21 protein-coding genes are annotated in these 25,570 nt (G+C 36.7%); 6 read left to right on the top strand and 15 right to left on the bottom strand.

Features of this window, described 5'->3' with window-relative positions; translation table 11 throughout:
- Positions 1-9: 9 nt before the first annotated feature.
- Positions 10-2,412 carry a hypothetical protein gene (locus MP478_RS01515; protein ID WP_257199378.1) on the top strand — a complete coding sequence of 801 codons (2,403 nt, stop codon included), beginning with the start codon at positions 10-12 and terminating at the stop codon, positions 2,410-2,412.
- Positions 2,413-2,629: 217 nt separating this feature from the next.
- Here the strand turns inward: MP478_RS01515 and MP478_RS01510 are convergent, their stop codons facing one another.
- Positions 2,630-2,803, bottom strand: a complete 174-nt coding sequence (locus tag MP478_RS01510) for a hypothetical protein (RefSeq protein ID WP_257199377.1) — start codon at positions 2,801-2,803, stop codon at positions 2,630-2,632.
- A gap of 284 nt (positions 2,804-3,087) precedes the next feature.
- Here MP478_RS01510 and MP478_RS01505 point away from each other — a divergent pair, with 284 nt between their 5' ends.
- Entirely contained in the window at positions 3,088-3,765 is a 678-nt protein-coding gene (locus MP478_RS01505) for a type 1 glutamine amidotransferase domain-containing protein (protein WP_257189398.1), read from the top strand.
- A gap of 141 nt (positions 3,766-3,906) precedes the next feature.
- Here the strand turns inward: MP478_RS01505 and MP478_RS01500 are convergent, their stop codons facing one another.
- From MP478_RS01500 to MP478_RS01490, 3 genes are all read right to left on the bottom strand, one after another.
- Positions 3,907-4,317, bottom strand: coding sequence for a 5-fold beta-flower protein (locus tag MP478_RS01500; RefSeq protein WP_257199376.1), 411 nt, complete (start codon positions 4,315-4,317; stop codon positions 3,907-3,909).
- A 153-nt stretch (positions 4,318-4,470) separates the two neighbouring features.
- A complete protein-coding gene (locus MP478_RS01495; protein WP_257199375.1) occupies positions 4,471-7,953 on the bottom strand; it encodes a T9SS type A sorting domain-containing protein in 3,483 nt (1,160 codons plus the stop codon).
- Between the two features lie 19 nt (positions 7,954-7,972).
- Complete coding sequence (locus tag MP478_RS01490; protein ID WP_257199374.1) at positions 7,973-9,151, bottom strand: hypothetical protein; 1,179 nt, start codon at positions 9,149-9,151, stop codon at positions 7,973-7,975.
- Between the two features lie 748 nt (positions 9,152-9,899).
- On the opposite strand from MP478_RS01490, the gene MP478_RS01485 reads away from it, so the two are divergent.
- Positions 9,900-10,364 (top strand): hypothetical protein, encoded by a 465-nt coding sequence (locus MP478_RS01485; protein ID WP_230035870.1) that lies wholly within the window; start codon positions 9,900-9,902, stop codon positions 10,362-10,364.
- A 139-nt stretch (positions 10,365-10,503) separates the two neighbouring features.
- On the opposite strand, the gene MP478_RS01480 is transcribed toward MP478_RS01485, so the two are convergent.
- The 4 genes from MP478_RS01480 to MP478_RS01465 form a co-directional block, all read right to left on the bottom strand.
- A complete protein-coding gene (locus MP478_RS01480; RefSeq protein ID WP_257199373.1) occupies positions 10,504-11,223 on the bottom strand; it encodes a hypothetical protein in 720 nt (239 codons plus the stop codon).
- A 211-nt stretch (positions 11,224-11,434) separates the two neighbouring features.
- Positions 11,435-11,962: a transposase gene (locus MP478_RS01475; RefSeq protein ID WP_373691654.1), complete on the bottom strand. Its 528-nt coding sequence runs from the start codon at positions 11,960-11,962 to the stop codon at positions 11,435-11,437.
- A 168-nt stretch (positions 11,963-12,130) separates the two neighbouring features.
- Positions 12,131-12,955 (bottom strand): hypothetical protein, encoded by an 825-nt coding sequence (locus tag MP478_RS01470; protein ID WP_257199372.1) that lies wholly within the window; start codon positions 12,953-12,955, stop codon positions 12,131-12,133.
- A gap of 252 nt (positions 12,956-13,207) precedes the next feature.
- On the bottom strand, positions 13,208-14,455 hold the full coding sequence (locus MP478_RS01465) for a hypothetical protein (protein WP_257199371.1): 1,248 nt from the start codon (positions 14,453-14,455) through the stop codon (positions 13,208-13,210).
- A 312-nt stretch (positions 14,456-14,767) separates the two neighbouring features.
- Here MP478_RS01465 and MP478_RS01460 point away from each other — a divergent pair, with 312 nt between their 5' ends.
- Positions 14,768-15,244: a GNAT family N-acetyltransferase gene (locus tag MP478_RS01460; RefSeq protein ID WP_257199370.1), complete on the top strand. Its 477-nt coding sequence runs from the start codon at positions 14,768-14,770 to the stop codon at positions 15,242-15,244.
- Positions 15,245-15,456: 212 nt separating this feature from the next.
- On the top strand, positions 15,457-15,945 hold the full coding sequence (locus MP478_RS01455; protein WP_257199369.1) for a hypothetical protein: 489 nt from the start codon (positions 15,457-15,459) through the stop codon (positions 15,943-15,945).
- A 170-nt stretch (positions 15,946-16,115) separates the two neighbouring features.
- Here the strand turns inward: MP478_RS01455 and MP478_RS01450 are convergent, their stop codons facing one another.
- The 6 genes from MP478_RS01450 to MP478_RS01425 form a co-directional block, all read right to left on the bottom strand.
- Positions 16,116-18,089 (bottom strand): hypothetical protein, encoded by a 1,974-nt coding sequence (locus tag MP478_RS01450; RefSeq protein WP_257199368.1) that lies wholly within the window; start codon positions 18,087-18,089, stop codon positions 16,116-16,118.
- Between the two features lie 297 nt (positions 18,090-18,386).
- Positions 18,387-19,544 carry a serine hydrolase gene (locus MP478_RS01445; protein ID WP_257199367.1) on the bottom strand — a complete coding sequence of 386 codons (1,158 nt, stop codon included), beginning with the start codon at positions 19,542-19,544 and terminating at the stop codon, positions 18,387-18,389.
- Between the two features lie 72 nt (positions 19,545-19,616).
- Positions 19,617-20,099: a hypothetical protein gene (locus tag MP478_RS01440; RefSeq protein WP_257199366.1), complete on the bottom strand. Its 483-nt coding sequence runs from the start codon at positions 20,097-20,099 to the stop codon at positions 19,617-19,619.
- Between the two features lie 525 nt (positions 20,100-20,624).
- Entirely contained in the window at positions 20,625-21,083 is a 459-nt protein-coding gene (locus MP478_RS01435; RefSeq protein WP_257199365.1) for a MaoC family dehydratase, read from the bottom strand.
- A gap of 333 nt (positions 21,084-21,416) precedes the next feature.
- On the bottom strand, positions 21,417-21,611 hold the full coding sequence (locus tag MP478_RS01430) for a cold-shock protein (protein ID WP_047486471.1): 195 nt from the start codon (positions 21,609-21,611) through the stop codon (positions 21,417-21,419).
- A gap of 76 nt (positions 21,612-21,687) precedes the next feature.
- Positions 21,688-22,395: a DEAD/DEAH box helicase gene (locus MP478_RS01425; RefSeq protein ID WP_230035840.1), complete on the bottom strand. Its 708-nt coding sequence runs from the start codon at positions 22,393-22,395 to the stop codon at positions 21,688-21,690.
- A 448-nt stretch (positions 22,396-22,843) separates the two neighbouring features.
- Here MP478_RS01425 and MP478_RS01420 point away from each other — a divergent pair, with 448 nt between their 5' ends.
- Positions 22,844-23,791: a beta-1,6-N-acetylglucosaminyltransferase gene (locus MP478_RS01420; RefSeq protein ID WP_257199364.1), complete on the top strand. Its 948-nt coding sequence runs from the start codon at positions 22,844-22,846 to the stop codon at positions 23,789-23,791.
- Positions 23,792-23,878: 87 nt separating this feature from the next.
- Here the strand turns inward: MP478_RS01420 and MP478_RS01415 are convergent, their stop codons facing one another.
- Positions 23,879-25,399, bottom strand: a complete 1,521-nt coding sequence (locus tag MP478_RS01415; protein ID WP_257199363.1) for an adenosine kinase — start codon at positions 25,397-25,399, stop codon at positions 23,879-23,881.
- Positions 25,400-25,570: the final 171 nt, after the last annotated feature.

Here is a 25,570-nt window from a genome sequence, read left to right as displayed (position 1 = left end):
CATATTTCTATGAAAAATATATTCTGTGTATTGCTTATTTCACTTGTATCACCTATACTGGCACAAACTCAATTAGAAAAGGCAATTACAAATCTTGAGAATAATTACGAACAGGAAAAAGTATACGTACTGACTGACAAATCACAATATGCAGCCGGTGACAAAATCTGGTTTAAAAGTTTTGTATTTGAGGGCTATAACCGTTCTTCATTATCTACTACTTTATTTGTGGAATTGTACAGTTCTGATAAAAAATTAATAGACTGGAAAACTGTACTTCTGACTAACGGTGAAGGCAGCGGAGATTTTCAACTGAAAGAAAGCCTTCCCGAGCAAGTCTATTTTATAAGAGCTTATACGCCTTACATGACCAATTTTAATGAAGATTTTCAGATTGTTAAAACGATTCCTGTTTACAATCCAGCCTCCACAGAATCATTAGTGATTGCTAAAGGTTCTGATTGGTCTGCTAAAGTCTTTCCGGAAGGGGGAACTTTCATTAACGGTATGCCTACAAAATTTGCCGTAAGATTATCAAGCGATACTTCTCTACCTGCAACCTGGACGGGAAAAGTAATAGATACGCAAAATCCCAATGCACCCATTACTACCTTTACCTCTTTTGATAAAAATGTTTCATCTTTTACCATAACTCCAACTTTAGGAAAAAAGTATCAGGCTATCATTCAGGATAATACAGGTAAAAGCAAAACCGTAGATCTGCCACAAGTTGCAGACAGTGGTGTTCATTTAGAAATTTCCAACTCTAAAGAAGGAATTAAATATAGCTTAAAAGGAGTTAATTTAAAACAAAAACTTCAGAACTATAAAATTGTAGGAACCATCAATAATCATCTTGCTTACAAAGCCAATATTAACCAATTGATCAATGAAGCTTCCAGTCTTATTCCTGCAAAAATCAACAATGAAGCCAACGGTATTTTACAGCTGGCCATTTTTGATGAGCAAGACCATCTGGTGGCCCAAAGACTTTGCTTCGTAAAACCTAATAGTTTACATATTGAGAAAGCAGAAATTATAGGTCAGAATATAAAGCAGACACCAAGATCTTTCAACAGTATTGATCTTTCCCCGGAATCGTACTTTAAAAATTATACTGTTTTGGTAAGTGAGGATAGCGGTACCCAGAGCCCGGAAGAAGAAAATATACTGAGCAGTCTTTGGTTAACGGGAGATTTTACTTCAAAAATAGACAGTCCGGCCCAATATTTTTCTAAAAATGCCAATACTGAAGCGTTGGATGCACTGCTTATTTCTGAAAAATGGAAAAGATTTGACTGGAATTTCCTACTTAGTGGATCTGTACCAGCCATTAAAACGAATTCCCAACAATTTCTTTCTTACAGGATAAAACCTATTAAAAACAATGCCCTGCTAATTAACTCCAGTGTAATTTTAGCTTTGAAATTAGGCAAAAACGAACCCACGCTTACCCCATCCAAAACAGACCAAAACGGATATATCTATTTAGATAATCTTAACTATTCTGAACCTTTGAACGTTTCAGTTCTTGCAACTTCAGAAAAGAATCAGGAATCAAGCACTGATAATCTATTCGTCACCGTAGAGCCACTGGTTACGCCCACACCATTTAAAGGCAATTTTCCAGGTACAAAATATACCCTGGTAAAAACCAGCGGAAACAAAACCCTTCCTCCATCAATTTCCAGGGCCATCAACAGTCAGAAAAACAATCAAAAAAACGGGAGTACTGATGTAGAAATTGAAGAAGTAAAATTAACAGGAAAAAAGAAAGATCCAACAGCAGAATTAAACAGTCAACTATCTACCGGAATGTTTAATTCCCTGAATTCTACGATATTCGACTTTGTCAATGAAGACCAGCATGCTGCAGGATCAACCGATATATTAGCATGGCTACAAGGAAGGGCAGCCGGCTTAGTATTTCAAAGAAATAACTCAGGAGAGAATGTTCCCTACATTCGTGGCAGCAAGGCTCAGCTCTATTTAGATGAAATGGCTACTGAACCGGGCATGATTATGAATGTTCCTATAAGCAATATTGCTATGGTAAAAATCATAAAAGGATCCGGATTGGTGGGTAATGCAGTATTGATCTACACAATGAGAGGGAATATGAAGCCTAAGAGCAATCAAAAAGAAGCTCAAAAGAACAACTCATCTGTCATAAAAGGCTATGATAAACCTTCGGAATTTCTTATTGAAACCCTCGATACTGATGATCCTGCAAAGAAAATTGAAAATGATACCCGGGAAACACTCTACTGGAACCCTAATTTATTCGACAGCGAATACGTTCCACCAAGAATTAAATTTTTCAATAACGACACCGCCAAACAATATAAGGTACTGATCATCAGTTTTGACGAAGACGACCGTATTCTTTATCAGAATGAAATTTTTAAATAATATATTTCTGACTACATTAAAAAAGCCTTTCAAGCTCCTTGAAAGGCTTTTTTAGTATTTGTGCCCCGTATGAAAAACTAAACCGGATTTTGATCTACATAATTAATTTTCTGTCTAATCACCCCGTTGCTCCATAACTCAATAGGCTTATTATCATGTCTCCAAAATTGATATTGAGTTACATTTGAAGTTTTTGAACCTTCTTTAAGGAAGAAATCTAATAAAAATTCTTTTCTGCTTTCTGCAGGATTTTCCTTGATTGCCGTAACAATGGCTTTGCTTCTAAATCTTTTTTGTATTCATTTCTAATAAAAACATCCAGCCAACCTACGACAGCAAAACTTATGAAAAATAATCCTTCAGGATTGTGGAATTTGTAATTACGACTCATCAATTATGTTTTTATAAAGATAAAAACTTTATGAGGAAGTGGTTGAAATAAAAACCACACGAAAGGATTCGTGCGGTAGCGAAGGGGTATATAATACCACCAATTACAAGACTGAAGGTCTAAGCGTCTTTCAGAATAATGGAAATCTATGACAGTGTAAGATAATTTCTATCTGTCTCTTTTTACTCTAAAGTGTGATATGGATCACATATAAATAGTGACTTGGATCCTTTTTTTAAAAGAATGATATTGCCAACTTTACAGTACTAATTAAATACATATAAATGAGTAAAAAAGTTTTATTCGTGCTTACGAGTCACGACGAATTAGGAGATACCGGTAGGAAGACCGGATTTTGGACAGAAGAATTGGCAGCTCCTTACTATGCATTATCTGATAAAGAAGTAGAAATAACATTGGCATCTCCAAAGGGAGGTCTTCCGCCAATTGATCCGAAAAGTGAAGATCCATCATCTCAGACCGATGCTACGCGCAGAATGGATAATGATGAGGTATTACAGGATAAATTAAAAAATACACACAAATTATCGGAAGTTAAAAGTGAAGATTTTGATGCCGTATTTTATCCTGGGGGTCACGGTCCATTGTGGGATCTCGCTGAAGATAAGGTTTCGCAACAGCTTATCGTTGATTTTTATACCAATGAGAAACCTGTAGCATTTGTATGCCACGCACCTGGGGTTTTGAAGGATGTGAAAATAGATGGTGAGTATCTGGTAAAGGATAAAAATGTTACCGGATTCACAAATACTGAAGAGGACGCCGTACAATTAACTGACGTAGTGCCTTTTCTGGTTGAGGACATGCTCAAAAGGAATGGCGGTGTATACAGTAAAATTGAGGACTGGAATCCTTATGCGGTTGTTGACGGAAGATTGATTACCGGACAAAATCCTGCATCTTCCGAAAAGGTGGCAGGAGAGTTACTAAAACTCATTTAAAAGATATTCAACATATCATTTATATTAGAAAAGCGGCAAAAGCCGTTTTTTTTAATATAAGTACGTTCATTCTCCGTTACCTATTAATTAATGATCAGAAATTGTTGGCTAATTTCCTTATGTTTTCTGCGGTGCTAAGGATCAATCTAGCTTAAAAAAGAAATAGACTACTGCTGCCCAGTCTTTTTTAACGCCTTTGGCATAGCCAATAGTACTGTGACTGCTGCTTTCCACCGTTCCATCATCTTTGATGTAACCCACGGTGGAATGACTACTGTTTTCTACCGTGCCCTCTTTTTTAACGTACCCTACGGTAGAATGACTTTCGTTTTCTATGGTGCCGTCACTTTTGATATACCCGATGGTCGAATGGCTTTTATTCTCGATCGTCCCGTCTGACCTGATGTATCCTACGGTGGAATGGCTGCTGTTTTCAATCGTGCCGTCCGGTTTGATGTAGCCCGTCGTGCTGTGGCTTCCCGACTCGATGGCTTGTGCACTTACCAGGAAAAGACTGAAGAGAAGGAAACCAGAGACTGCTGTTTTTATCATGATTTTAAAGTTTTAACGGGGTTATTATTTTTGTTTTGATGATGTATTAAAGATAGCGATTAGTTAAAAAAAACAGCACCACTTAAAGATAAGTGGCGCTATTTGAAAGATTTAAGGTCTAAAGAAACCTTTTTGGTATTAAAGTTTTACTATTTACCGCTTGATAACTTTCACCATTCTTATCAGGTCATTAGCAGTGTTCACTTTAACCAGATAACCTCCTGATACAAGTCCGGAAACATCAATAGTTCCTTTAGTATCATTGATTGCCTTCGTAAGTACCTGCTGTCCGGCTGCATTGTAAACCGATACCGACAGCATCTTCTGATCAAATGAAATGGTCAGGATATCCTGTACAGGATTGGGATAAACTTTCAGCTGATCTGCCTTTGCTGAAACTTCATCAACAGTTAAACCGGCTTTAGCAAAACTAGAAACTTTATGAACAGTCACACTACCTGTACCACAGGCAACAGGTATAAAAATTTTCTTCTGAATATAAGTACCATCTCCTAACTGTCCCTTGAGGTTATAGCCACTGATTGCCAGAAATCCTTTAGTATTTACAGCAAGCGTATTATTAGCTCCTGCTGCAATACTTTGCCAATCAGTTGCGGTTCCGATACGTATGGGTGTAGATCTGTCTATCTCTGTACCATCTCCCAATTGTCCCCAGCCATTATAGCCCCAGGTCCATAGTGTTCCATCTGTTTTTATGGCTAAAGTAGAACCATATGTGCCAGTCTTCACACTTTGCCAGTTGGCTTCTGTTCCTACCTGTGTCGGAATATTCTTTGAAATTGTAGTACCATCACCTAATTGTCCTCTGTCATTATACCCCCAGGTCCATAGCGTTCCATCTGTTTTCAGTGCTATCGAATGATCGGTACCTGCAGTAACAGTTTTCCAATCCGTTGCCGTTCCGATTTGAGTAGGGGAACTTACTGCTATGGCGGTACCATTACCTAACTGTCCTCTGTCATTATACCCCCAGGCCCATAGCGTTCCATCTGTTTTTACAGCAAGGGTATGAGCTTCTCCGGAGGCGATACTTAGCCAGTCTGTTGCGGTACCGATTTGTACAGGTATGCTTTTGTTGATGATTGTACCATCACCTAACTGTCCCCTGTTATTATACCCCCAGGCCCAAAGTGTTCCATCTGATTTTATAGCAAATGTCTGCTTTCCCCCCGTTGCAATATCCACCCAGTCTGTTGCAGTTCCTACCTGCATTGGAATATTTCTGGTGGTTGTAGTTCCATCACCTAACTGTCCTCTGCTATTCTCTCCCCAGGTCCATATGGATCCATTGGTCTTCATACCTACTGAAAAATAAGCTCCAGCCACTATTTTCGTCCAATTATTTTCGGTCCCTATTTGTGTTGGGATATTTCTATTGATCATAGTTCCGTCTCCCAGCTCGCCATCATAATTATTTCCCCAGGCCCATAGCGTTCCGTCTTTTTTGATCCCCATTGAGTAATCAATACCTCCACTCACACTTTGCCAGCAGCCTGTTGCGCTGGTAGGAAGTGTAGTAAAGGAACCTCCCGGCATCCAGGCAAACGGGCTGAATCCACAATTGGATCCCACCCACCAATAGTACGTGGTATCAGGTAGTAAATTGGTCAGATTTGCTGTTGTAGAAGTAGAGGGAACACCTCCTTGAATACCTCCAAGTGTTGGGCTGGTACTGTAAAGATACACATATCCTTGACCAGGAGTCACCGTTGCTGCTGTCCAGTTTAGACTAGCCGTTTCAGAAGTAATATTGGATGATGAAAATGGTGTTGGAGGAATACAGTATCCGGGACAAGCCATAGCAGTTAACGTATTTTTGTTAACTTTTGTACCGTCACCTAACTGTCCATTGTCATTGCGTCCACAAGCTTTTAGAAAACCATCAAATTTTTGTACAAGAATATGACTCTCTCCGGCAAAAACCTGCTTGTTATCTGAAGAAGAATCTACTTGTGCAGGTGTGGTACTATTTCCTGTACTTGTACCATTACCCAACTGTCCAAAGTTATTGCTGCCCCATGACCAAACCGTTCCGTCTGTCCTTGTTGCAAATGTAAAACTATTTCCAACCGCTGCAGTTTGCCAGTTGGTTGCTGTTCCTATTTGTATTTGGGTATATTTTGAAATGGTAGTTCCGTCTCCAAGCTGTCCGTTACCGTTATTTCCCCAGGCCCATAGCGTTCCGTCGGTTTTAAGTCCTACCGAATGTTGCACTCCTGTATCAATACTTTTCCAATTAGCAGCATTTCCAATTTGTGTTGGGATATTTTTTGAAGTTGTAGTTCCGTCTCCAAGTTGTCCATAGTTGTTAATTCCCCATCCCCACAGTGTTCCATCGGTTTTTATCGCTAACGTCTGATAATTGGCAGCACGAATACTTTTCCAATTGGTAGCAGTACCGATTTGTGTTGGGATATTTTTTGATATGGTAGTTCCATCTCCCAGCTGCCCATAGCCGTTACGTCCCCATGTCCAGAGCGTCCCATCGGTTTTGAGTCCTACCGAATGTTCAATTCCGCCACCAAGACTTTGCCAGTCCGTTGCTGTTCCTATCTGAGTAGGAACCTTTCTGTCAATTAAAGTTCCGTCACCTAATTGCCCAAATGCATTATCTCCCCAGGCCCATAGTGTTCCATCTGTTTTAATGGCAAGAGTATGCTTATGGCCTACATAAATGCTTTTCCAGTCATTTGTGGTGCCTATTTTTACAGGAACAGATCTGGCAGTTGTGGTTCCGTCCCCTAATTGTCCATCGCCATTAACACCCCATGCCCACAATGTTCCGTCTGTTTTGAGTCCTACCGAATGGTCTCCTCTTGTAGTAAAAATTTGCCAACAGCCAGTAAAAGCTGTGGTCTGTACATCAATAACATTTCTAAAAACAGGACCCCAAACACCCGTATTATCTTTGATACGGACATTAAATACATGTAAGCCATTAGCGGGTAAAGCAATTCCTGTATCAGCCAGCTGCTCAAAAGAGCTGTCAAAGTTTGCATCAGCAGCCAATAAAGCGGTTCCATTTCCCACACCCGGATCAGTATCCCAAAAATACTCAGCCTGAGAAACAGTAATTACCGGAGATACCGAAGCTTGCTGGATATTAATGACATGAGTAAAAACCGGTCCCCAAATTCCCATATTGTCCTTAATGCGGACACTGAATGTATGCAAACCGCTACCCGGTGTAGCGACTCCTGTTGCACTGAGTTGTTCAATAACGCTGTCAAAAGTTCCATCAGCCGCCAATACTGGATTTCCATTTCCGGCTCCCGGATCAGTATCCCAAAAATATTCCGCCTGGGAAACAGCTATAATGGCAGAGCTCTGATTGGGCTGAACATCAATAATGTTGGTAAAAACCGGTCCCCAAACTCCCGTATTGTCTTTGACACGGATATTGAATTTATGTAATCCGCTGCCCGGTGTGGCAATGTCTGTTTTGGAAAGCTCTTCAACAACGTTATCGAAAGTTCCGTCGGCAGCCCATACCGGAGTTCCGTTTCCTGTTCCCGGATCAATATCCCAAAAATATTCTGCCTGGCTGATCAGTACTTGTGCCGGACACAGCATGACCGTCAACAAAGCAATTATACTGTAGATATAATTTTTCATATTGTTATATCATTAGAAATTATTTAGAAAAACCAGACCCGCTGATGTTAAATGTTCCACTGGTAACAGATCTTGGAGTGGACAGATAGTTTACCTGAGGTTTATTGCCATTATTTGCCGGCCAGTAATTCATCCAGCTGTTAGAGCCTCCATAATGCCCGGCGTCGTTTCTTGTTAAGTCCAGATCAGTGTATTTTATACCAGGATTTCCGGCATTTACATTCATACCGGTTACCGTATAGGCTACATTGTCGAAGTTCAGGTTCAATGATCCTGAATTGTCATTTTGCGTCATGTTACCTTCTGTTACAAAAGCATTGGTGAACACATTATAGTTAGCTGTTATCGCAACACTATTACTTTTGTTTTGAATGCAGGCATTGGTCCCTCCTACTTCAAAAGAAGCGGCATTGTTCATCATAGCAATATTTCCCGAATTGATATTATTACCTAAGTTAACGTACAACGGAGCCGTATCTGCGGGAATAGGATTATAGATGGTATTGTTAATGATTTCGTTAGAGCTTCCGTGTTTAATATTATAAATATAAATACCGGTACAAAAATTATTGCTGAATTTAAAATTATAATTGGATTGTGAATTGGATATAAATGAGTTGGATACATTCCCGTAAACCTCAATATCAGATCCAATAGGACTGTTGTCCTGCGTAGCTACCACGGCAATACTTTCTGCTTTATTAGCTGTACATCTTCCGTGAGAAAACTTCAGGATTCCACTAATCGTACAACCGGAGATGTTGGTAGTGAAATTCACTTTATCTGTTAAAACATTATGCAGATCACAGTTCACAATATTAACGAAAGTTCTTCCTGTACCTATTGGAAAATTTGCCTGTACATTATAACTGCCGTAATAGCCTGAGCTCATATTGCTGATCGTCACCGTTCTTCCTGTTGCCGGATTGATGCTTACATTTCCCTGAATGATATACTTGGCATAATTGGTTTCGGAAACAAAAGTCAGCGATTTGTTGATAGTCAGATTTTCTACATAAGCCTCTCCATTCGCTTTAGGCTGAATGATGATACGATCCCCGTCTGAAGCGGCTGTGATTGCTGTACTTACAGTAGGATAAGCACCGCCTGCTCCCCCATTCCGAACATATAGATCTGCTGCAAAAGCCATAGTACATGATAAGCCTGTGAAGGCAATGGTTAGTAGTTTCTTTGTCATAATAGTGTAAAAATTAATAAGTTTAAATTATATTGTTTGGTTTTAAATCATTCGTTAACTGCCATTTTCCAAATCACCCTTTTGCTGAGCACAGGATTATGGTATAAGGATTTAAATCAATGAATAAACATTGATTTTTAAAGGGTTGCATAGATCATATAGCATCATCACTGACACCCCATGAAACGTCCCCAACTTCAATAAAGATATTGCCGCCCCAGATCGAAAGCGAAGTACCGGTTATACTTCATACCAGATATTCTTTACTTCTGATTGGAAGAAATAATCAAATAAATCCTATGGGTTCTATATGTTTATGACCCTAAAGAAATTGTAATACTTAGTGTTGTTTTAATTTGCTGGAAACAATGAGTTTTGATGTATCCGTAAGAATGGGTACAGCGTAGTTTTGTTCATTTTTCATGATGTAATTAGTTTTCTGGTTAGTTTTTAGTTTTTAGTTTTTTAGAGGAAACAACATAATTTGTTATCATAACTTTATGTTGTTGATTACAAAAGTATATTTTTATTATGGATCATCAAAAATAAAAAGGATTTTTATCTCCACTCTCCTGTTCTCTGCAGTCTCCTGATTTTGAAGTATGTTCAAATATTTTTTTTATTTTGCAGGCTTAAAGTCAGGAGACTTTGTACAACGGTTTCATAAAAATAGAGTCTTTTGATATTTTTTTACAGGATCTTTCAAAAGAAACTCCTACATATTCCGTTTAATTCTTAAATTTAGCTCATGCAAAAGTATCTTTATCTCATCATTATATCATTCTCTCTTAGCAGTTGCTATACCTACCAGGTGAAAAAACAAGTGGATCCAGCGGCCAACAATAAGCAGGATTCTAAAAAGAATACAGCCCTTACTGGTACTACTGCTCCGCAAATGCAGAATACGGCAGCTGAAAGCCTGAACGCACCACAAGCCCCTGCTCCTGTGAATATTCAGGAGAAACTGGCAGCTGGTAAAAATGTTAAAATTGACGTTGAAGGCAGATCCTATAAAGTAATCGTTGACAAGTGGGAAAGCGACAGCCTGGTGGCACACCCGGTTCATAATCCTAAGAAAATTCTAAAATTTCATAAGAACCAGATCAATGCCGAGAAAATTGCCGAAAAACGTTTTTCACAGCCTATAGCTGATATTCTTACGGTTACAGCTTATGCTGCAATTGGTCTTGGAATCTATCTTCTTGTCCGCTAGTTTTTTTAACGTTACTCGCTGAAGCCGCCTGACTTTGGAGTATGTTTTACAGGAATGTTTTTATTTTATTGGCTCAAAGTCAGGAGACTTTGCGCAACGGGAAATGCTTTGAATCAATGGTTGATATTCATTCAAAACTTTACAACCCCTCTGATACAATATTCTCTAACCATTGCTGAGCAAGAGCTTCTACATAATCAACAAATGTCGTTACATGATTAATTGTGTAAAATGTATATTCTGATTGCCCTTTTAAAACTTCAACATTTTCAAAACTATGGTCAGTAGCAAAAAGTAAAACCTGCTTTGTGTTTGAATTATAAAAGGTTTCATTTCCATTCGCTTCTTCGGCGAAACAAATCAGATCTTTTGTATCAATTTGTTTTACATTTTCATCTTTACAAACCTGGTCATATAGATCAATCCAGTCACCTAAGCCTTTTGTGAGTTCGGATTTAATAAAAATAAAATTCTGATTATCGGTAAGCATTTCGGTTTCTGTATCAAAATGGTGATAAGTTTCCTTTATACCGCCCATTTCATCTAAGAGTAACTGATGTTCAGATAAAATATCAATTTCAGTATGAATTTGTTCAATCTTGCATAACCAGCTACATTTAAAGCCATTCTTGTCCGTCCAAGTATATAGGTAATAGTTTGCTTTTTTGTTTTTAGATGTTGTTATATCAACACTCAAAATTGAAGTCGATTGTAGTAATAGTTGATATAAAGTTGGAAATGTATTGATAAATTCCGGACTAAAAGTTTTACTGATGATATGTTTAATTTCAACGCTATCATTTTGTCCTGCAAACCAACTTACCTCTTGCTTGAAATTTTCAAAATCATTTTTGTCCATTGTTTCTTAATTTAATGTTTTTTTTAACAGATAGCGTAAAATGCTAGCTGACGATGGCTGAGCAAATTTTGCATAAACTTTAACCTGTATTAATAACTTTTCGTTTTTAACTGCCGAATATACACTTTTAAAAATTTCTTTATATTCATTTCTAATAAAAACATCCAGCCCCCGCTACCGCACGAATCCTTTCGTGTGGTATTTAATACTATTAATCAAACATTCTAAAAACAACAATATCATCTAAAAGTCCTTTTTCATCAGAATAATCCATTGCACTGCTGTATCTGTAATCTTCTGCAAGGAATACTAAACCTGCTTTTACAGGATTTTGATGGACGTAATTAATTTTCTGCCTAATCACTCTGTTGCTCCACAATTCAATAGGTTTATTATCATGCCTCCAAAATTGGTATTGGGATACATTTGAAGTTTTTGAGCCTTCTTTAAGGAAAAAATCTAATAAAAATTCTTTTCTACTTTCTATAGGGTTTTCTTTGATTGCTGCTACAATTGCCTTGCTTGTAAACCTTTTTAAATCGCCAATCAGAAGTTCTGGTTTCTGTCCGTTTATACTTTTGAAAACTAAGTGTACATGACTCGACATAATGCACCACGCATGTATTTCCATTCCTTTACTCTTTTGGCAAAATCTTAAACCTTCTAAAAAAATTTCTTTATATTCATTTCTAATAAAAACATCCAGCCAGCCTACAACAGCAAAACTTATGAAATACAACCTTCAGGATTGTGGAATTTGTAATTACGACTCATCAATTATGTTTTTATAAAGATAAAAACTTTATGAAAAAGTGATTGGAATAAAAACCACACAAAAGGATTCGTGCGGCAGCGATGGGGATACAAACGGGACACTTGCACCAGTAGGGGGGCAAAAGAATTGAAGTTAAGATTTTCGATTTTTAATAATTAAGTCCAAATTTCTAATTAAAAAATGAAGAAAGACTCCTATCCCAATACAATAGATTATAACATAATGAATGGTGTATAATATATTAGCCATTGGTGTTAATGGAGACATATTTCCGGTAAATATTGAAGATATACTATATGGAAGCAGTGTTGTAAAAGTCCAAAAATTATTTCTGTCTAATTCAGCTTTTTTAACTTTGTAATATTTTAGTTCATTTTTAAGATAATTAATATCTTCTGTTACTACATTACCAAGTTTCATAGTTTCTAATTCAGTTTGGTCTCCAGTTTTATCTAATTTCTTTTTTAAAGCACCCTTTTTATCAAATATATAAATAGTTGCTATAGAATTTCTTCCAGGAATATTCATACCAAAATCTGAATGTATTATACTATTTTCTGTAAAAATTAATTGCTTAAATTCTTTTAATTGTCTGTTTAAAACAGTATAATTCGAAAGCTTAATATTTTCAAGGTATTTAATTTGATAAGGAATATTTTTCGAATCATCAATCCATTCATTAAGTACCAACTGTTTTCGACTATCATGAATAGCAGTTTTAAACTCAAAACTAGCAGGATTATTTTTGAGCATTAACGTATATAAAAAAGGAAAAACTACTAAATGCAAAGCTAACACGATTGAAAGACATGATATTGCATATTTAGAATTTTTATATTTTTCATATTTAGAAATCCTGTAGAGACGGACACATATTGATAATATGAATAAAATTATGAATGTCGTTGAAAAAAATTCACCAATACCAAATGAGATATTAATTAAGGTTAGTATCATATAAGTTTTTTATCTGCCAACATACAGGAGATAACAACGTATTAATTACGGGAAACCGTAATATTATTTTCTAATATTCTCACATCTTTGGAAGTTTTTATTTCATGCAAAAACTTATTTGTCAACTTAAACAAAATTACCTCTTACAAAATCCTAATTCTATTTTTCATGGATTTGGAGGGATCTCACTCTCGTCAAATCTTACAGAAAGGAAGGTATTCGAACCCTCGATACCTTGCAGCAGATCTTTAACTACTCATACTTTGAAAAATCCACCGCAAAAATACATCTATTGACCTGGCTGCCATTTTGTGCTCCGGCATTGGGCTCATATTCTGTGAGGCTCCACAGATAGTTATATTGGGATTCATAGTAGAGGGATTCTGCACCATAGGGCCATCGGTAACGTACGGTATCATCGGCTCCATCGGTGTATCTTGCCAGTCTGGCATTGGAACCATAAGAGTTGCTTGGGGATCCGGTACAGGAAAGCCATGTTCTGTTTCCTTTCCGGAATACGCCCTGGATGCCATGGGCGTGGTTATCAGCAAAAAGACTGTTTTTGGGCGCTACGGCAACAATTCCTGAGTTTTGAAGTGTTCCATTGGCATCCACAGGAAAGCCAAAGACTTGAGGAACAATAGAGGCGTCGGCACTGCCTGCATAGTATTGGCCGGTCCAGAATTGAGTACCTTCTTCATTGACCTGTATAGTGGAGAAAGGACTGGCGTTATTGATCTTTTGATATCCTGTCTGAGGCAATATATACCGATAGTTGAAGGCGAACAGGTTACCGTTGGCATCTTTACCGCATTTCTCATTGGTGGTGTCCCCGGTACTGACTTCAATTATTTTATCCATATCAAATACCCGGACCCCGAGATTCGTGCTACTAAGATAAATCTTACCTTTAAAATAGGCAATCCCACCAGCATGTACTTTTAGTGGAGCGTAAGAACCATATTGGGTATGTGTGGTAGTATTGGCTGGGATATCAGGCTGCACCAATAAGATATGCCGATACGTCAGGTAGGTGCCTGAACTTGGGCTAATATCAATCAGGGTAATGCGGGAACCTTTATATTCGGCATCATCTTTTGCATACCAACTCACCAACAGGTAACGGACGCCATCTTTAGTAAATCCTGCAATACCCTGCGGCCGCCAGATCGGGGTCGTTTCATCATCGGTGTTCCAGCGGATTCCTCTTACTCTGTTTTCTTCCGGGATATTGAATCCGTAGACCTCGGTGTATGCATTTCCGCCAATAGCCTGCCGGTTTTTATTAACCTGGGATAGGCTTACAAAACTAAAACCTGAACTAATATATGTACTGGTGTCTGCATAAGGATTGACACTGACCTCTGTAGCCACTCTGCTGGCATTGGATTTTGACGAAAGTTCTTCTTCCATTGAAACTAAAGCTATTTCATTATGCTGGCATCCAACGCTCACTACCATAAGCATAAGCATCCATCCAAGTATTTGTTTTTGAATCATGATTCGTTTTTTAGGGTGTAACAGTATATAATAAGTTTATCAATTGTGTACGAAACTAGCAGATTCCGTTTTTACCGGGATAACCTCAGCATTAAATCTGTATTAAATTTTATGATTCCGGCCTACTCTATTCCATCATAAAAAAGGCTTGAGATTTGTTTTTTTTAGGCATAAAAGCTTCAAAAGCCTTTATCTTAAAACACTTTAGTTCACATAAGTTAGTTCAAAATAAAATCTTTTATGAAGGTTATAATGGGCGAAAAATAGGCTAATAAATTCTATATTTGAAGATACTTTAACCCATCACTCAATATGAAAGACATAAAATTAAGACCCACTCTGGTTACTGATTTAGATCTTCTTTTTCAGATTCAGCTTGACCATGAAGCCAATTATCTGGCAGCATTTACTTCACAGGATTCCAAGAATAAAGAAGCCTATCTGGCCAAATATACCAGATTACTGAATGATCCGACCGTCAACAACCAAACTATTATGGCCGGTACTGTGATCGCAGGAAGTATTGCAAAGTTTGTCCTGGAAGGCCATACAGAAATCACCTATTGGATCGATAAAAGTTTCTGGGGACAAGGTATCGCAACAACAGCATTGAAAGATTTTCTTACCATTGAAGCGGCCAGGCCTATTGTTGGACGTGTTGCCTTTGACAATATCGGCTCACAGAAGGTGCTGGAAAAATGTGGCTTTATCAAAATCGGTTCTGATAAAGGTTTTGCCAATGCCCGGCAAATGGAGATTGAGGAATTTATCTACAGGCTTGATATGTAATGCAAAGGAATGTAAAAAGCCTGGCAGCCAGAGTTAAACTTATTTTTCTGTTGAGCCTGTTCCAAACTCTTTGACTATAGAGATTACATTTCAATCAAGCCCTAGCAAACCGGCATTTGAAAATTTATTTCTGCCTATCGGTTTGTTCTTTTTATAAAACACCGTTCTACTAGCCTTTTTTATCTATTTTTACAGTAAAATAGATATAACCTATGAAAAAGATCATATTGGCCGGAATGGTGGCTTTGGGAGGATTTTTAACTGTACAGGCACAGTGTAAAGCTGTATCCACGATCACAGAAAATTTTGATACATGGAAAGATATTAACAAATGCTGGACTGCCCAGGCAGGAGGAAAGACCATGTTGTATGCCAGTGACAAAAAAATTATATTTTACTCAATGTACAGTCCGGGAGAAAATATGTATTTGGTTACTCCAAAAATTAAAGCTGGAAACTATAGTCTTAGTCTTGATATTTCTGACAACGGAGGAGAAACCACCCTGGAAATTTTCTCAGTAAGCAATACTTCCGATACCCAATCATATGTTTCAATAGCGAAACCTTCCAAAATAACAGGAGATAAGAAAACATTCAATATTTCTGTAAAAAAAGAAACTCATTTAGGGCTGAAAGTTTTACTGAATGGGGTCCATCAGGCAGTGTATTTGGATAATTTTTCATTGAAACCAAAGAAGTAAATTCCTGAATATTAATCTGTCACAGATAAATTAAGACTGGAGAAACAGAAATCCCATTAAAAAAGGATAAAAACCTGTACACAGCAGATCTCCAAAATCAGGAGACTTTGGAGATTTTGATGCAGTAGAAACAAGCAATCGCATGAAAATTTCTGCTGAAAAATTATCATTTAGTATATCAGGTCTTCATGATCTATAAAAACCTGAACAGCTTCATTGAGGCGGTTAAAAAGAAACAGGTGGTCGCCTTTTACAATAGTAAATTTATTTGCAATGATTCCCGGGCCTACAATAATTTCTGGCTCTTGCGCTGTATTTTTGGAAACATCAACAATTCTGAAACTTCCGTCTTTGAAATAATAAAATTTTATATAATAAGCGCGATTAATCCCAATTATTGAGATATCAATTTTTTTACATTTTTGATTATCTGGCCATTCGCTTGGCTTAGTGTTAATAATTGAAAAGTAGCTTATATTGTCTTTTGCAATAAACTCTTTCTGCTTATAAATTATGTTTCCATTTACAGAAGTTTTAACACAATTCCGGTTGCTTATAATTTTTTGAGAAATCCCTTCTTTTGTAGAATCTATAAGACTGTAACTATTATCAACTATAGCTGTATTTACAAGATCAAATTCACCATCTATCTGTACATTTTTTAAACTTATACAGCTAACACTATTATTATCAAAACTGACTTGAATAGCCGTTTTAGAATGAGCATTAAAATACTGTTTGATATTATCCAGTTCCACATAACCTGTTTTAAGATTATTCAGAATAACTCCATTTGATGTTCCGCCCAACATTGCATTTCTTACAATAAGATTATTAAGCCACATCTGATTTCCAATATAAATACTGGCTCCCATATACTTCCCGTTAGCATACTCTATTTCAGCAAGTTGCTCTATTCGTAAATTTTCTATCAGCCAGTTCGTAAAATTGGCTTCTACGTCAGCAGGCATGGCATACAATCCAAATAATCCTTTGCTCCAACTTTGGCTTCCTGTAAATGTACTATTAGATCCTGACTTGCCAGCAATAAAAACAGTAGAAAAATCATGGGCTCCACCCCAATGCGTATAATCCTCGAAATTGATAAAATCAAAAGATGTTTTATAAAAAATACCAACCTGAGACATTGTCATTAAATTACTGATAGTCGCCAGCTCTCCCAATCCATCTATGAACAGTCCACAGTTTAATTCCTGATATCTGGTTTCAATATTTTCTGTAAAAATTCTGAGCTCATTTTCTGTTTCGAATGCTTCAACATTATTAATTTTAACATTTTCAATCAATGGTTCTTGTGTAGCTCCCAGAACAATACCTGCAGTTCCTTTAAGACTCTTTGCTTCTGAATCCATACTGATATAAAGATTGCTAATAACATTGTTGAAGGTTCTTTCATTTGTATTTCCTCCTTTTTTCCCAATCAAAAAACCATAATCACCATCCTTCTGAAGCCTGATATCGATAATTGTACTGTCAATTCCCTGCCCTATCAAGCTATTTACCTGAATATTGCATTTATCGGAAAAATAATGTCCTTTATTTAAGGTTACTGTTTTAAATACTTTATTAAGAGCCTCAACAGAATATTTTAGATCTGTTGATCCATAATTGTTTGCAATAGAGCCATACCAGTCTGCCCAGACAGTACCCTGGGTTGAAGTCCAGTTGTCCATTAAGACGACATTTGCCATGAAAATTTGATAGCATCCCGCATCAATCCACGAAGTTGGCGCGTATGTATCTGAACTAAAACCTTTTAAAGTAGCATTCTGAATAATTCCACCTGTAAAGCATAATGTAATTTCGCCAATATCAATAAGCTGCGCTCCTAGATCAAAAATACAGCCTTCCGGTATTAATAGGATCTTATATTTTGATTTCTGACAAAAGCTCACTGCTTTTTTGAATGCAGCAGAGTCATCTATTGTCCCGCTTCCCTCAGCTCCAAACCATCTTGGATCTATATAATTTTCAATATACCTTTTATAATATGGAGCAGGATCTCCTGACTCTTTATTAAAATATATGATATTATCCACAGGTAGTGGAGTTTGGCTATTTACAGCAAGCAAGCTTATTAATTCTTCTGTTTTCGGGTCTTGAATCTGTTTTGTTGTCATCATTTTTTATTTTTGGTATTAAGTTTTTTCTGATACGAAGATAGAGAAGGGCAGCGACAGAACTTGACGCAACATAAATTTACCCATCTATATTTTATACTGTTTCCAACCCTTATGAATCAACAGAAATTACTGCAGATCTTCTTAGTATCTTGTTTTCTGATTTTGTTTTTATCAATTTAACAACTATTCCACCCATGGAAAATTTAACTATCATTTATCACACGCCTGAAACCCTTTATTATCAATTGAACCTGGTAAAACAGTTTCAATATCATCCTCAAGAGAATGAAGTAATGTTCAATGCTCTTTGATCCTTTTTGCCCAGCTCTGGTAAATGGGATACCAGACGCGGTCTCCATTAGAACCATTGCAGACTATTACAATGCCGCTCTTTGTGGGCAGGTGCATAAATACCCCGGCACTCCAGCCTTCATTCTCGCCGGTATGTCCAATTGTTTCAAGCCCTTCATAATTCATGAACCGGTAGCCCAGACCACTTTTTTCCTGATCAGAAAATGGTACAACCGATTTCTCCATTAATTGTATCGTTGTTGATTTCAAAACTTTATTCAATTGATCTGAATCAGCAGTTATGGATAGCTCAGCAAAATGAGCAAGGTCCAGAACTGTGGTTTGCAATCCTGCCGCCGCCTGTTCTGTAAATACCCTGTTCTTTATGGGTTTCCCTGAAGCATCATAGGCAGTTGCAGAACCTGCCATCATATCTTCAGTCCATTCATAGTGGGTATGATTCAGTCCTAAAGGTTTAAAAACATTCTTTTCCATATAAACCGCGAACTTCTCTTTTGTTCTTTCTTCCAGCAGTAATTGTGCAAGTGTATAGCCACCACCCGAATATTCCCATTTCGTTCCCGGCTCACTAATCAGGCGTACACTTTCTCCGTTTCTTTTTGTCTTGCCAGAAAGTGATTCTTCTAAACTTAACAGTGGAACTCCCTGCTCTGAACCTCCATACCCATGCACCGAAAGCCCTGCTGTATGGCTGAGAATACGTCGTAAAGTAACTTTTGAGATATCATATTGAGATACAGGTAATTTCCAGCGTACCAGTGACTGATCAACTGGATCATCCAGCTTTATGAGCCCTTTTTCAGTCATTTGCATCATTCCCCATGCAGATACCATTTTGGATACAGAACCCACATTAAAAATAGTTTCTGTAGTGATTGTTTTTTTACTTTCCATATCAGCAAACCCGATGCATTGTGTCCAGGCTATTTTTCCATGTTGGATAACTGCTATGGCTACTCCGGGCACATGATTATTTTTGGTGGCTTCCAGACCTACACGCTGGATTTCCATATAGAGTGAGTCTGTTTGGGAAGCCACATTTTCAGCATTTCCGATTTCAACCACCTGTTTTGTGGCTGAACAGGAAAAAAGAAGTACGGTAAAAGAAAAAGCAACGAGCCCCTGTATCCTGTTTTTAATCATTTTTCTATGTATTTGTAATACCTTCCGTTTCAGAATATGGCAAACCATAATGAAACGTAAAGCCAGTTTATATTATTTTTCCAAACCATAACCGTGACTAATCTGACTGCGGGTTTCCCAGTATCTCTTTGTAAATATTTCCGGATTAGTTTTAGCTTCCAGGAGTGATAAAATCCTTTTGAACTGGGGTTCAAGGTAAAAACCTTTGTTCAAATCCACTTTTCCACCGGAGTAATAAATCGTAGCAGTGGATGTCTTATATTTTCCAAGTCTCACCATATCAACCTTCGTCATATCATTCCAGGAAATAAGATAAGTCTTAAAACCACCAACAAAACGTATTTCATCATTTGAAATAATAAGTTTTTGGCGGGTAAATAAAAACATGGAAACAGCAATAAAGAAAATCAGGGGAGCTAAAAAAAGCAGCCATCCTGCATTTTTTATCATGAGAACGTTAATCCCTAATACAAATACCAAAATACTTAATATACGATAGGTTATTTTCTGCCATCGTGGTGCTGAAAACACTTCTTCAGTTAATAGTTCTCCCATATTGTAAATATATGATTTTCTGCAACAAAACGACATAATTCTCACCTACCGACCGCCTGCTTTAATTTGAACTGTTTTCATGAATAATATTCCCATATCCTAAAAACAATGCCTATCGCGATCCATGTTTCTATAATCCTCTATGAAAATATGAGGTATACTGTCCGGATATAATTGGTTTTACTGCGGATTAAACCAATTCCATAATGAAATGAGAGTCTGGAATATTTTTCGACAATCTGTGTCATTGTAATACAAAGAGCTCATATGAGGCAATACCGCCTCACATTAGATTTTTATTTTGTGGAAAAAAGTAAAAGTGTTTTGGAAGCTTATGCAGAACTTGTTTAAACGTTTTTATTTCAACCACAAATCGAAGATTCGACGTAGTCAAAAGTCACAAAGATTCTTGAACACTTAAGTTTAATAAACTAAAGTGTTTATAGCGTTTCAATCAGCTTTTGCGATTAAATTTTTAATTAATGTAAACAGGCTTGTACATTGAGAAAGAAAACAATGGATCTATCACGAAAAATGATACAGGAAAATAACATCACCTGTATACGCCGGTTTTTGGTGATCTCTGATTAAGAGTTTTGCCTCAACCAGCACTTTTACAGTTCCTTTGAGATTGGTCACAGATTTCACTGTGGCTTGTAACCGGACGTCACTATTGACCGGAACTGCCTGTCCAAATTTAAAGTTCTCGATCCCATAATTGATTTCCATCGTTACATTTCTCACATCAGCAATTTGCTTCCAGAGATAAGGAATCAATGATAATGTTAAATAGCCATGAGCAATGGTAGATTTAAAGGGGCTTTTATTTTTTGCCTTTTCTTTATCGACATGAATCCATTGATAATCTAAGGTGGCCTCAGCAAATTTGTCGATCTGGTCCTGGTCTATTGTATGCCAGCCGGAGACTCCGATCATCTGACCTTCATAAGCCTTATATTCATTATAACTGTTGATAGTAATCATATTATTTGGTTGCCCCGATGGGGTCTGTATGTTGGATGAACATTTATTTTGCTATAGTCATTGGTACAACAACTTTTCTTCAAACCGATGTCAGTATTTTAGTATTCAAATATCAGTCCGAATTAATTAATTTCAAATCAATTAATTTTCTTTTCAGCAAATTTTTAAAAAACCTCTTGCTTTATGCAAGAGGTTAATGAACACAATGTAACTTACATTAATGTTCTTTCAAACAATATTCCAGATACTAAAAGTGTATGGATTTTGAGTCTGTAAAAAAATCTGACTGCAATTATGCAGTACATGATTTTTTACATCTGCAAACAGGTTTAATTATGCTAATTTTACGTTAACAGCGTTTAAACCTTTATCACTTTTTTGTACTTCAAAAACTACTTTATCATTTTCACGGATCATTTTTGTGTTTAATCCTGAAGAATGTACGAATATGTCTTTACTCCCGTCTGCTGGAGAAATAAACCCGAAGCCTTTTGCTTCATTGAAAAATTTTACGGTGCCTTCTTGCATTGTAATTAATATTAAAAATTGTGTATATTTTGATCTGTAAACTCTACAGATTTATTTATAAAATAGCTGTTATCAATCAGCAAATCATTTTTTTTTTGCTCTCTTTCTCTACAAAATAGACTGACTGATCAATAATAGTTTGTGATATTGGATAAGTAGGGTTTCCTGTAACTTCTACAGGGTTGATGAGAATTGTTTCTGCAAATTTCCGTACGTTTAGCGGCATGGTTGCCGAAAAGAACAGGGTCTGCTTTTTCTGCGGAACCAGCTTCAGAATTTTTTTCACATCATTTACCAACCCCATATCAAGCATTCTGTCTGCTTCATCCAACACAAGAATCTCAATTTTAGAGAGATCAATATGCCTTTGGTTCACTAAATCTAAAAGTCTTCCGGGAGTAGCGACCAGAATATCCACCCTTTTTCTGAGTGCAGCAAGCTGACTTCCGGCTAAAACACCTCCATAAATAGAAAGTTGTGATAATGGTAAATATTTACTGTATACGCCAAAGTTTTCTTCTATCTGCAGTGCCAGTTCCCGGGTTGGAGTAAGTATTAGAGCCCGTATTTCTTTATGTTCAGGGGTATACCTTTTAAGTAACTGCAGAATAGGCATAGCAAAGGCAGCCGTTTTTTCGGCTCCTGTCTGTGCACATCCTACGATGTCCTTTCCTGCTAAAATCTGTGGAATTGCAGTATACTGTATTTCGGTAGGTTTGGAATAACCAGCTTCTGTAACAGCACGGATAATGGGATTGATTAAGTTTAAATTTTTAAAATTCATTATAAATTCCGGGCTTCCGGCAGTTTGTAAGCAAATCTGTTTATCAGAATTTGTGTTGATGTATTTTAGGATAAACAAATAAGGAATACTCTTTCTCAGCTTATCATTTTGCTTGCTCTAGCTGTAGCAATAATATTAAAAATATTACTGATTAACCTGCAATAACGTATCGCTCCTATGTACAATAGGACTTTTATAATCTCTATCTTCCGCAATTGAAATAAGATTATAAATGGCAGCTGAAAAAGCAAAACTGAAAGAAAAAATTGTGATTTTAAACTATTACAGAGTAGCAAAGGCAGTGACCTGTTTTATAAACATCTGCAAACATACAATAAAGAAAGCAAACAAACCCATTTTTAATGAATTGATTATCAAAAATTTATTCGTAATTTATGCACTTTAAACGAATTGTTTGCAGGCGCGGATGATTTTAATCTTCCTAACTATGCAAACACCTTCTCCCACAACAGACCCTTACCGAAAAACATTACCATTACAAGCTGTGCCGCATGTACGAATTGCTTATTTTATTATGGTACATCATAAGCCTGAAGTATTTAAAGCCATGTTTCAGAAGATTTATACCCGGGATCAGTTCTATCTTATTCATATCGACCGGAAATCTACATCACAGTTCACAGAAGAGATTCAACAGTATGCTGTTCAGTTTCCCAATGTCTATATTTTAGATAGCCTGAATATTGTATCGGGAGGCTTCAGTATGATTCAGGCTGAACTCAACGCGATGGAGTTTCTCTTGAATGTAAGCCGGGAGTGGGATTATTTTATTAACCTTAGCGGTGAAGATTATCCGCTTAAATCTCAACAAATCATCCGTAAATTCCTTACGGTCAATAACGGCCGAAATTATCTTTTTTATTATGATCAAAAGTTTTACAGGCCGGATACCCTACAGCGAATACAGAATCATTTTACGGAACTAGCCCATGTGATCTCCTCATTCATTTATAAAAGAGAGTTTATGAAAGGAGTGACACCTTATATTGGCGGAAAATGGTTTATGTTTACAAGAGAAACCTGCCTATTCCTTACCAACAATAAAAGAGTAATGGATTTTGAGGAGTACTACCTTTATACGTTCTTACCTGCGGAATCATTTTTTCAGACCGTTCTTATGAATACATCCTTCAGTGATATTATCGTCAATGATGATAAAAGAGCGGTAATCGGGAAATCAATTTTCAAAAACAAGCAGGACATCCTGAGCTATATTAAGTCTCTGGAATCCAGCAACCAGCTTTTTATCAGAAAAATAAATAATAAAACGGATGAAAGCATCCTGGCTTATATTGAAAACAGTTTCCATATTCCTTTACCGGAAATTGATGAAATTGAAAAAGAACTCAAAAGAGATGGCTATGAAAACAACTGATTTTTTACTATAGTTTACAATATATAAATCCCTAAATAATAATAGCACCATGTTCAATGATGCTATTTTATTTTATAGTACTAAAATTTATTGGGTAGACTGTGTTATTACTGAGTTGGTTTTTTGGACAAAATCATTCCACTGTTTATTCAGGTGGGTAATAGCAAGCTTTTTTTCATTGTCATTCATAGAAGAATAGGTAATGGAATTAAAAACCAGTTTTTTCAAGGCTTTTACATCCAACTCCCAATAGACAAAAGCAACCCAGAAATCGTAGCTAAGCCCTTCATATCCGTATACCGACGGATCATCACTGTTTATGGAGCACTGTACCCCATTACTTAATAACACTCTTGCCGGATGATTCCTTAAGTCACTTACATATCCTAAAATCTGGTTACTGATTGGGCTTACCTCAACCAGTTTATTCTGTTTTTTGATCAGCTCCATCGTTTTCGGAAAATAGATCAGGTTTAGGCCATGACCAATCCTTCGGTTATTCAACAATGAAGTATCAAAAACATTTTTATTAAAGACTGAATTACTTTCACCGGCATGGAGGAAAAGAGGCATTTCTACACCATACTTTTTACTAAGTCCGTCCAATGCGCTCCAGTTTTTCTCAAAGAAATTAATAGGATGGCCTGCCGCTTCATCTGCCACAAGATCAAACCCGGAAATCATCTCCGGAAATTCTTTTTTGAGTTCAAAAGCTGTTTCAAGCTGCTTTTCAATATTTTCAGGATCTAAAAACTTAAAACTTGAATAAATGAGTTTCAGGCTGAACTGAGGGTCTGATTTCTGCACTTCTTTAACGATATCCTGCAGGTCGGTAATCGATTTCTTTAAAGGATATTTACCGTGTTGAAAATCATAAAGTTCTTCAAAAACATATCGGATTTCCAGATGCTGTACTTTATCTTTCGCCAAATCCTGGAAGCCTTTCAGATAATATTCTTTAAAAAAAGGACGATAAGGCAACAGCAGATTAATACGTTGAAAACGTTTCTCAAACTCAATCCAATAGTTGGTATAGTTACATAATTTATCCCTCTTCAGAGTGAGAAGCTCCAATAATTCTTTTTCAAAATGAGGATCTGAAAGAAGTTTTTTATCAAGACTTACAAATCCTTTTGGAACTTTCCCATTTTCAAAAAATGCCAGTTGACCTACAATAAATTGATCACTGTCTTTTTGGTCATACACATAACATTCTTTATATTTTCTTGCAGTTGCAACTACCCATTTCATATCGGTAACTCCTCCACTGTGGGTATGCAACAAGCCGCCTTTAGGCATTGTTTGAAAAACTTTATACAGCTTACTGCCTTCTATCAACGGTTTTAATTCATTAAAAGAGCTGTTATATAAAGGGATCTTTTGTTTCTCTGTTTCGCTAAGGAATTGCGCTCGTAGTTCAAATAATTTTTTATCTAATGTAAGTTCAGCATCAGATAAGTGTATATCAGCATCAAAAGCAACTGCTTTATTTTCCTTTTCTAACGACATCCAGTTCTGCTCATAGGTGGATTTTTCAACCACTTTAGTTTGTGCCCCGAACAAAGGAAATCCAAAAAGCAGGATATAAGTAGAATATTTTCTCATCATAAATAGTAAGGTTCGTTTTCCACAACAGTTTTTGGAACAACTCATTGTGTAAATGAAATTATTTTCAAAAATATAATTAATTTTCCTGTTAAAAGAACTTCAATCGAAGAAGATAACGGAAAATATCTCCTAATTCCGTCAAAATATGATACTTGAATATTTTTATTTTTT

The organism is Chryseobacterium sp. WG14 (assembly GCF_024586945.1).
GTDB lineage: Bacteria > Bacteroidota > Bacteroidia > Flavobacteriales > Weeksellaceae > Chryseobacterium.
Note: the sequence above shows the minus strand (reverse complement) of the source record. Positions and strands in the feature narration are given on the sequence as shown.

What these genes read in the sequence shown, in the direction of transcription:
- MP478_RS01515 (WP_257199378.1), top strand. Translation starts at nt 10, where the DNA reads ATGAAAAATATATTCTGTGTATTGCTTATTTCACTTGTATCACCTATA.
- MP478_RS01510 (WP_257199377.1), bottom strand. Translation starts at nt 2,803, where the DNA reads ATGAGTCGTAATTACAAATTCCACAATCCTGAAGGATTATTTTTCATA.
- MP478_RS01505 (WP_257189398.1), top strand. Translation starts at nt 3,088, where the DNA reads ATGAGTAAAAAAGTTTTATTCGTGCTTACGAGTCACGACGAATTAGGA.
- MP478_RS01500 (WP_257199376.1), bottom strand. Translation starts at nt 4,317, where the DNA reads ATGATAAAAACAGCAGTCTCTGGTTTCCTTCTCTTCAGTCTTTTCCTG.
- MP478_RS01495 (WP_257199375.1), bottom strand. Translation starts at nt 7,953, where the DNA reads ATGAAAAATTATATCTACAGTATAATTGCTTTGTTGACGGTCATGCTG.
- MP478_RS01490 (WP_257199374.1), bottom strand. Translation starts at nt 9,151, where the DNA reads ATGACAAAGAAACTACTAACCATTGCCTTCACAGGCTTATCATGTACT.
- MP478_RS01485 (WP_230035870.1), top strand. Translation starts at nt 9,900, where the DNA reads ATGCAAAAGTATCTTTATCTCATCATTATATCATTCTCTCTTAGCAGT.
- MP478_RS01480 (WP_257199373.1), bottom strand. Translation starts at nt 11,223, where the DNA reads ATGGACAAAAATGATTTTGAAAATTTCAAGCAAGAGGTAAGTTGGTTT.
- MP478_RS01470 (WP_257199372.1), bottom strand. Translation starts at nt 12,955, where the DNA reads ATGATACTAACCTTAATTAATATCTCATTTGGTATTGGTGAATTTTTT.
- MP478_RS01465 (WP_257199371.1), bottom strand. Translation starts at nt 14,455, where the DNA reads ATGATTCAAAAACAAATACTTGGATGGATGCTTATGCTTATGGTAGTG.
- MP478_RS01460 (WP_257199370.1), top strand. Translation starts at nt 14,768, where the DNA reads ATGAAAGACATAAAATTAAGACCCACTCTGGTTACTGATTTAGATCTT.
- MP478_RS01455 (WP_257199369.1), top strand. Translation starts at nt 15,457, where the DNA reads ATGAAAAAGATCATATTGGCCGGAATGGTGGCTTTGGGAGGATTTTTA.
- MP478_RS01450 (WP_257199368.1), bottom strand. Translation starts at nt 18,089, where the DNA reads ATGATGACAACAAAACAGATTCAAGACCCGAAAACAGAAGAATTAATA.
- MP478_RS01445 (WP_257199367.1), bottom strand. Translation starts at nt 19,544, where the DNA reads ATGATTAAAAACAGGATACAGGGGCTCGTTGCTTTTTCTTTTACCGTA.
- MP478_RS01440 (WP_257199366.1), bottom strand. Translation starts at nt 20,099, where the DNA reads ATGGGAGAACTATTAACTGAAGAAGTGTTTTCAGCACCACGATGGCAG.
- MP478_RS01435 (WP_257199365.1), bottom strand. Translation starts at nt 21,083, where the DNA reads ATGATTACTATCAACAGTTATAATGAATATAAGGCTTATGAAGGTCAG.
- MP478_RS01430 (WP_047486471.1), bottom strand. Translation starts at nt 21,611, where the DNA reads ATGCAAGAAGGCACCGTAAAATTTTTCAATGAAGCAAAAGGCTTCGGG.
- MP478_RS01425 (WP_230035840.1), bottom strand. Translation starts at nt 22,395, where the DNA reads ATGAATTTTAAAAATTTAAACTTAATCAATCCCATTATCCGTGCTGTT.
- MP478_RS01420 (WP_257199364.1), top strand. Translation starts at nt 22,844, where the DNA reads ATGCAAACACCTTCTCCCACAACAGACCCTTACCGAAAAACATTACCA.
- MP478_RS01415 (WP_257199363.1), bottom strand. Translation starts at nt 25,399, where the DNA reads ATGATGAGAAAATATTCTACTTATATCCTGCTTTTTGGATTTCCTTTG.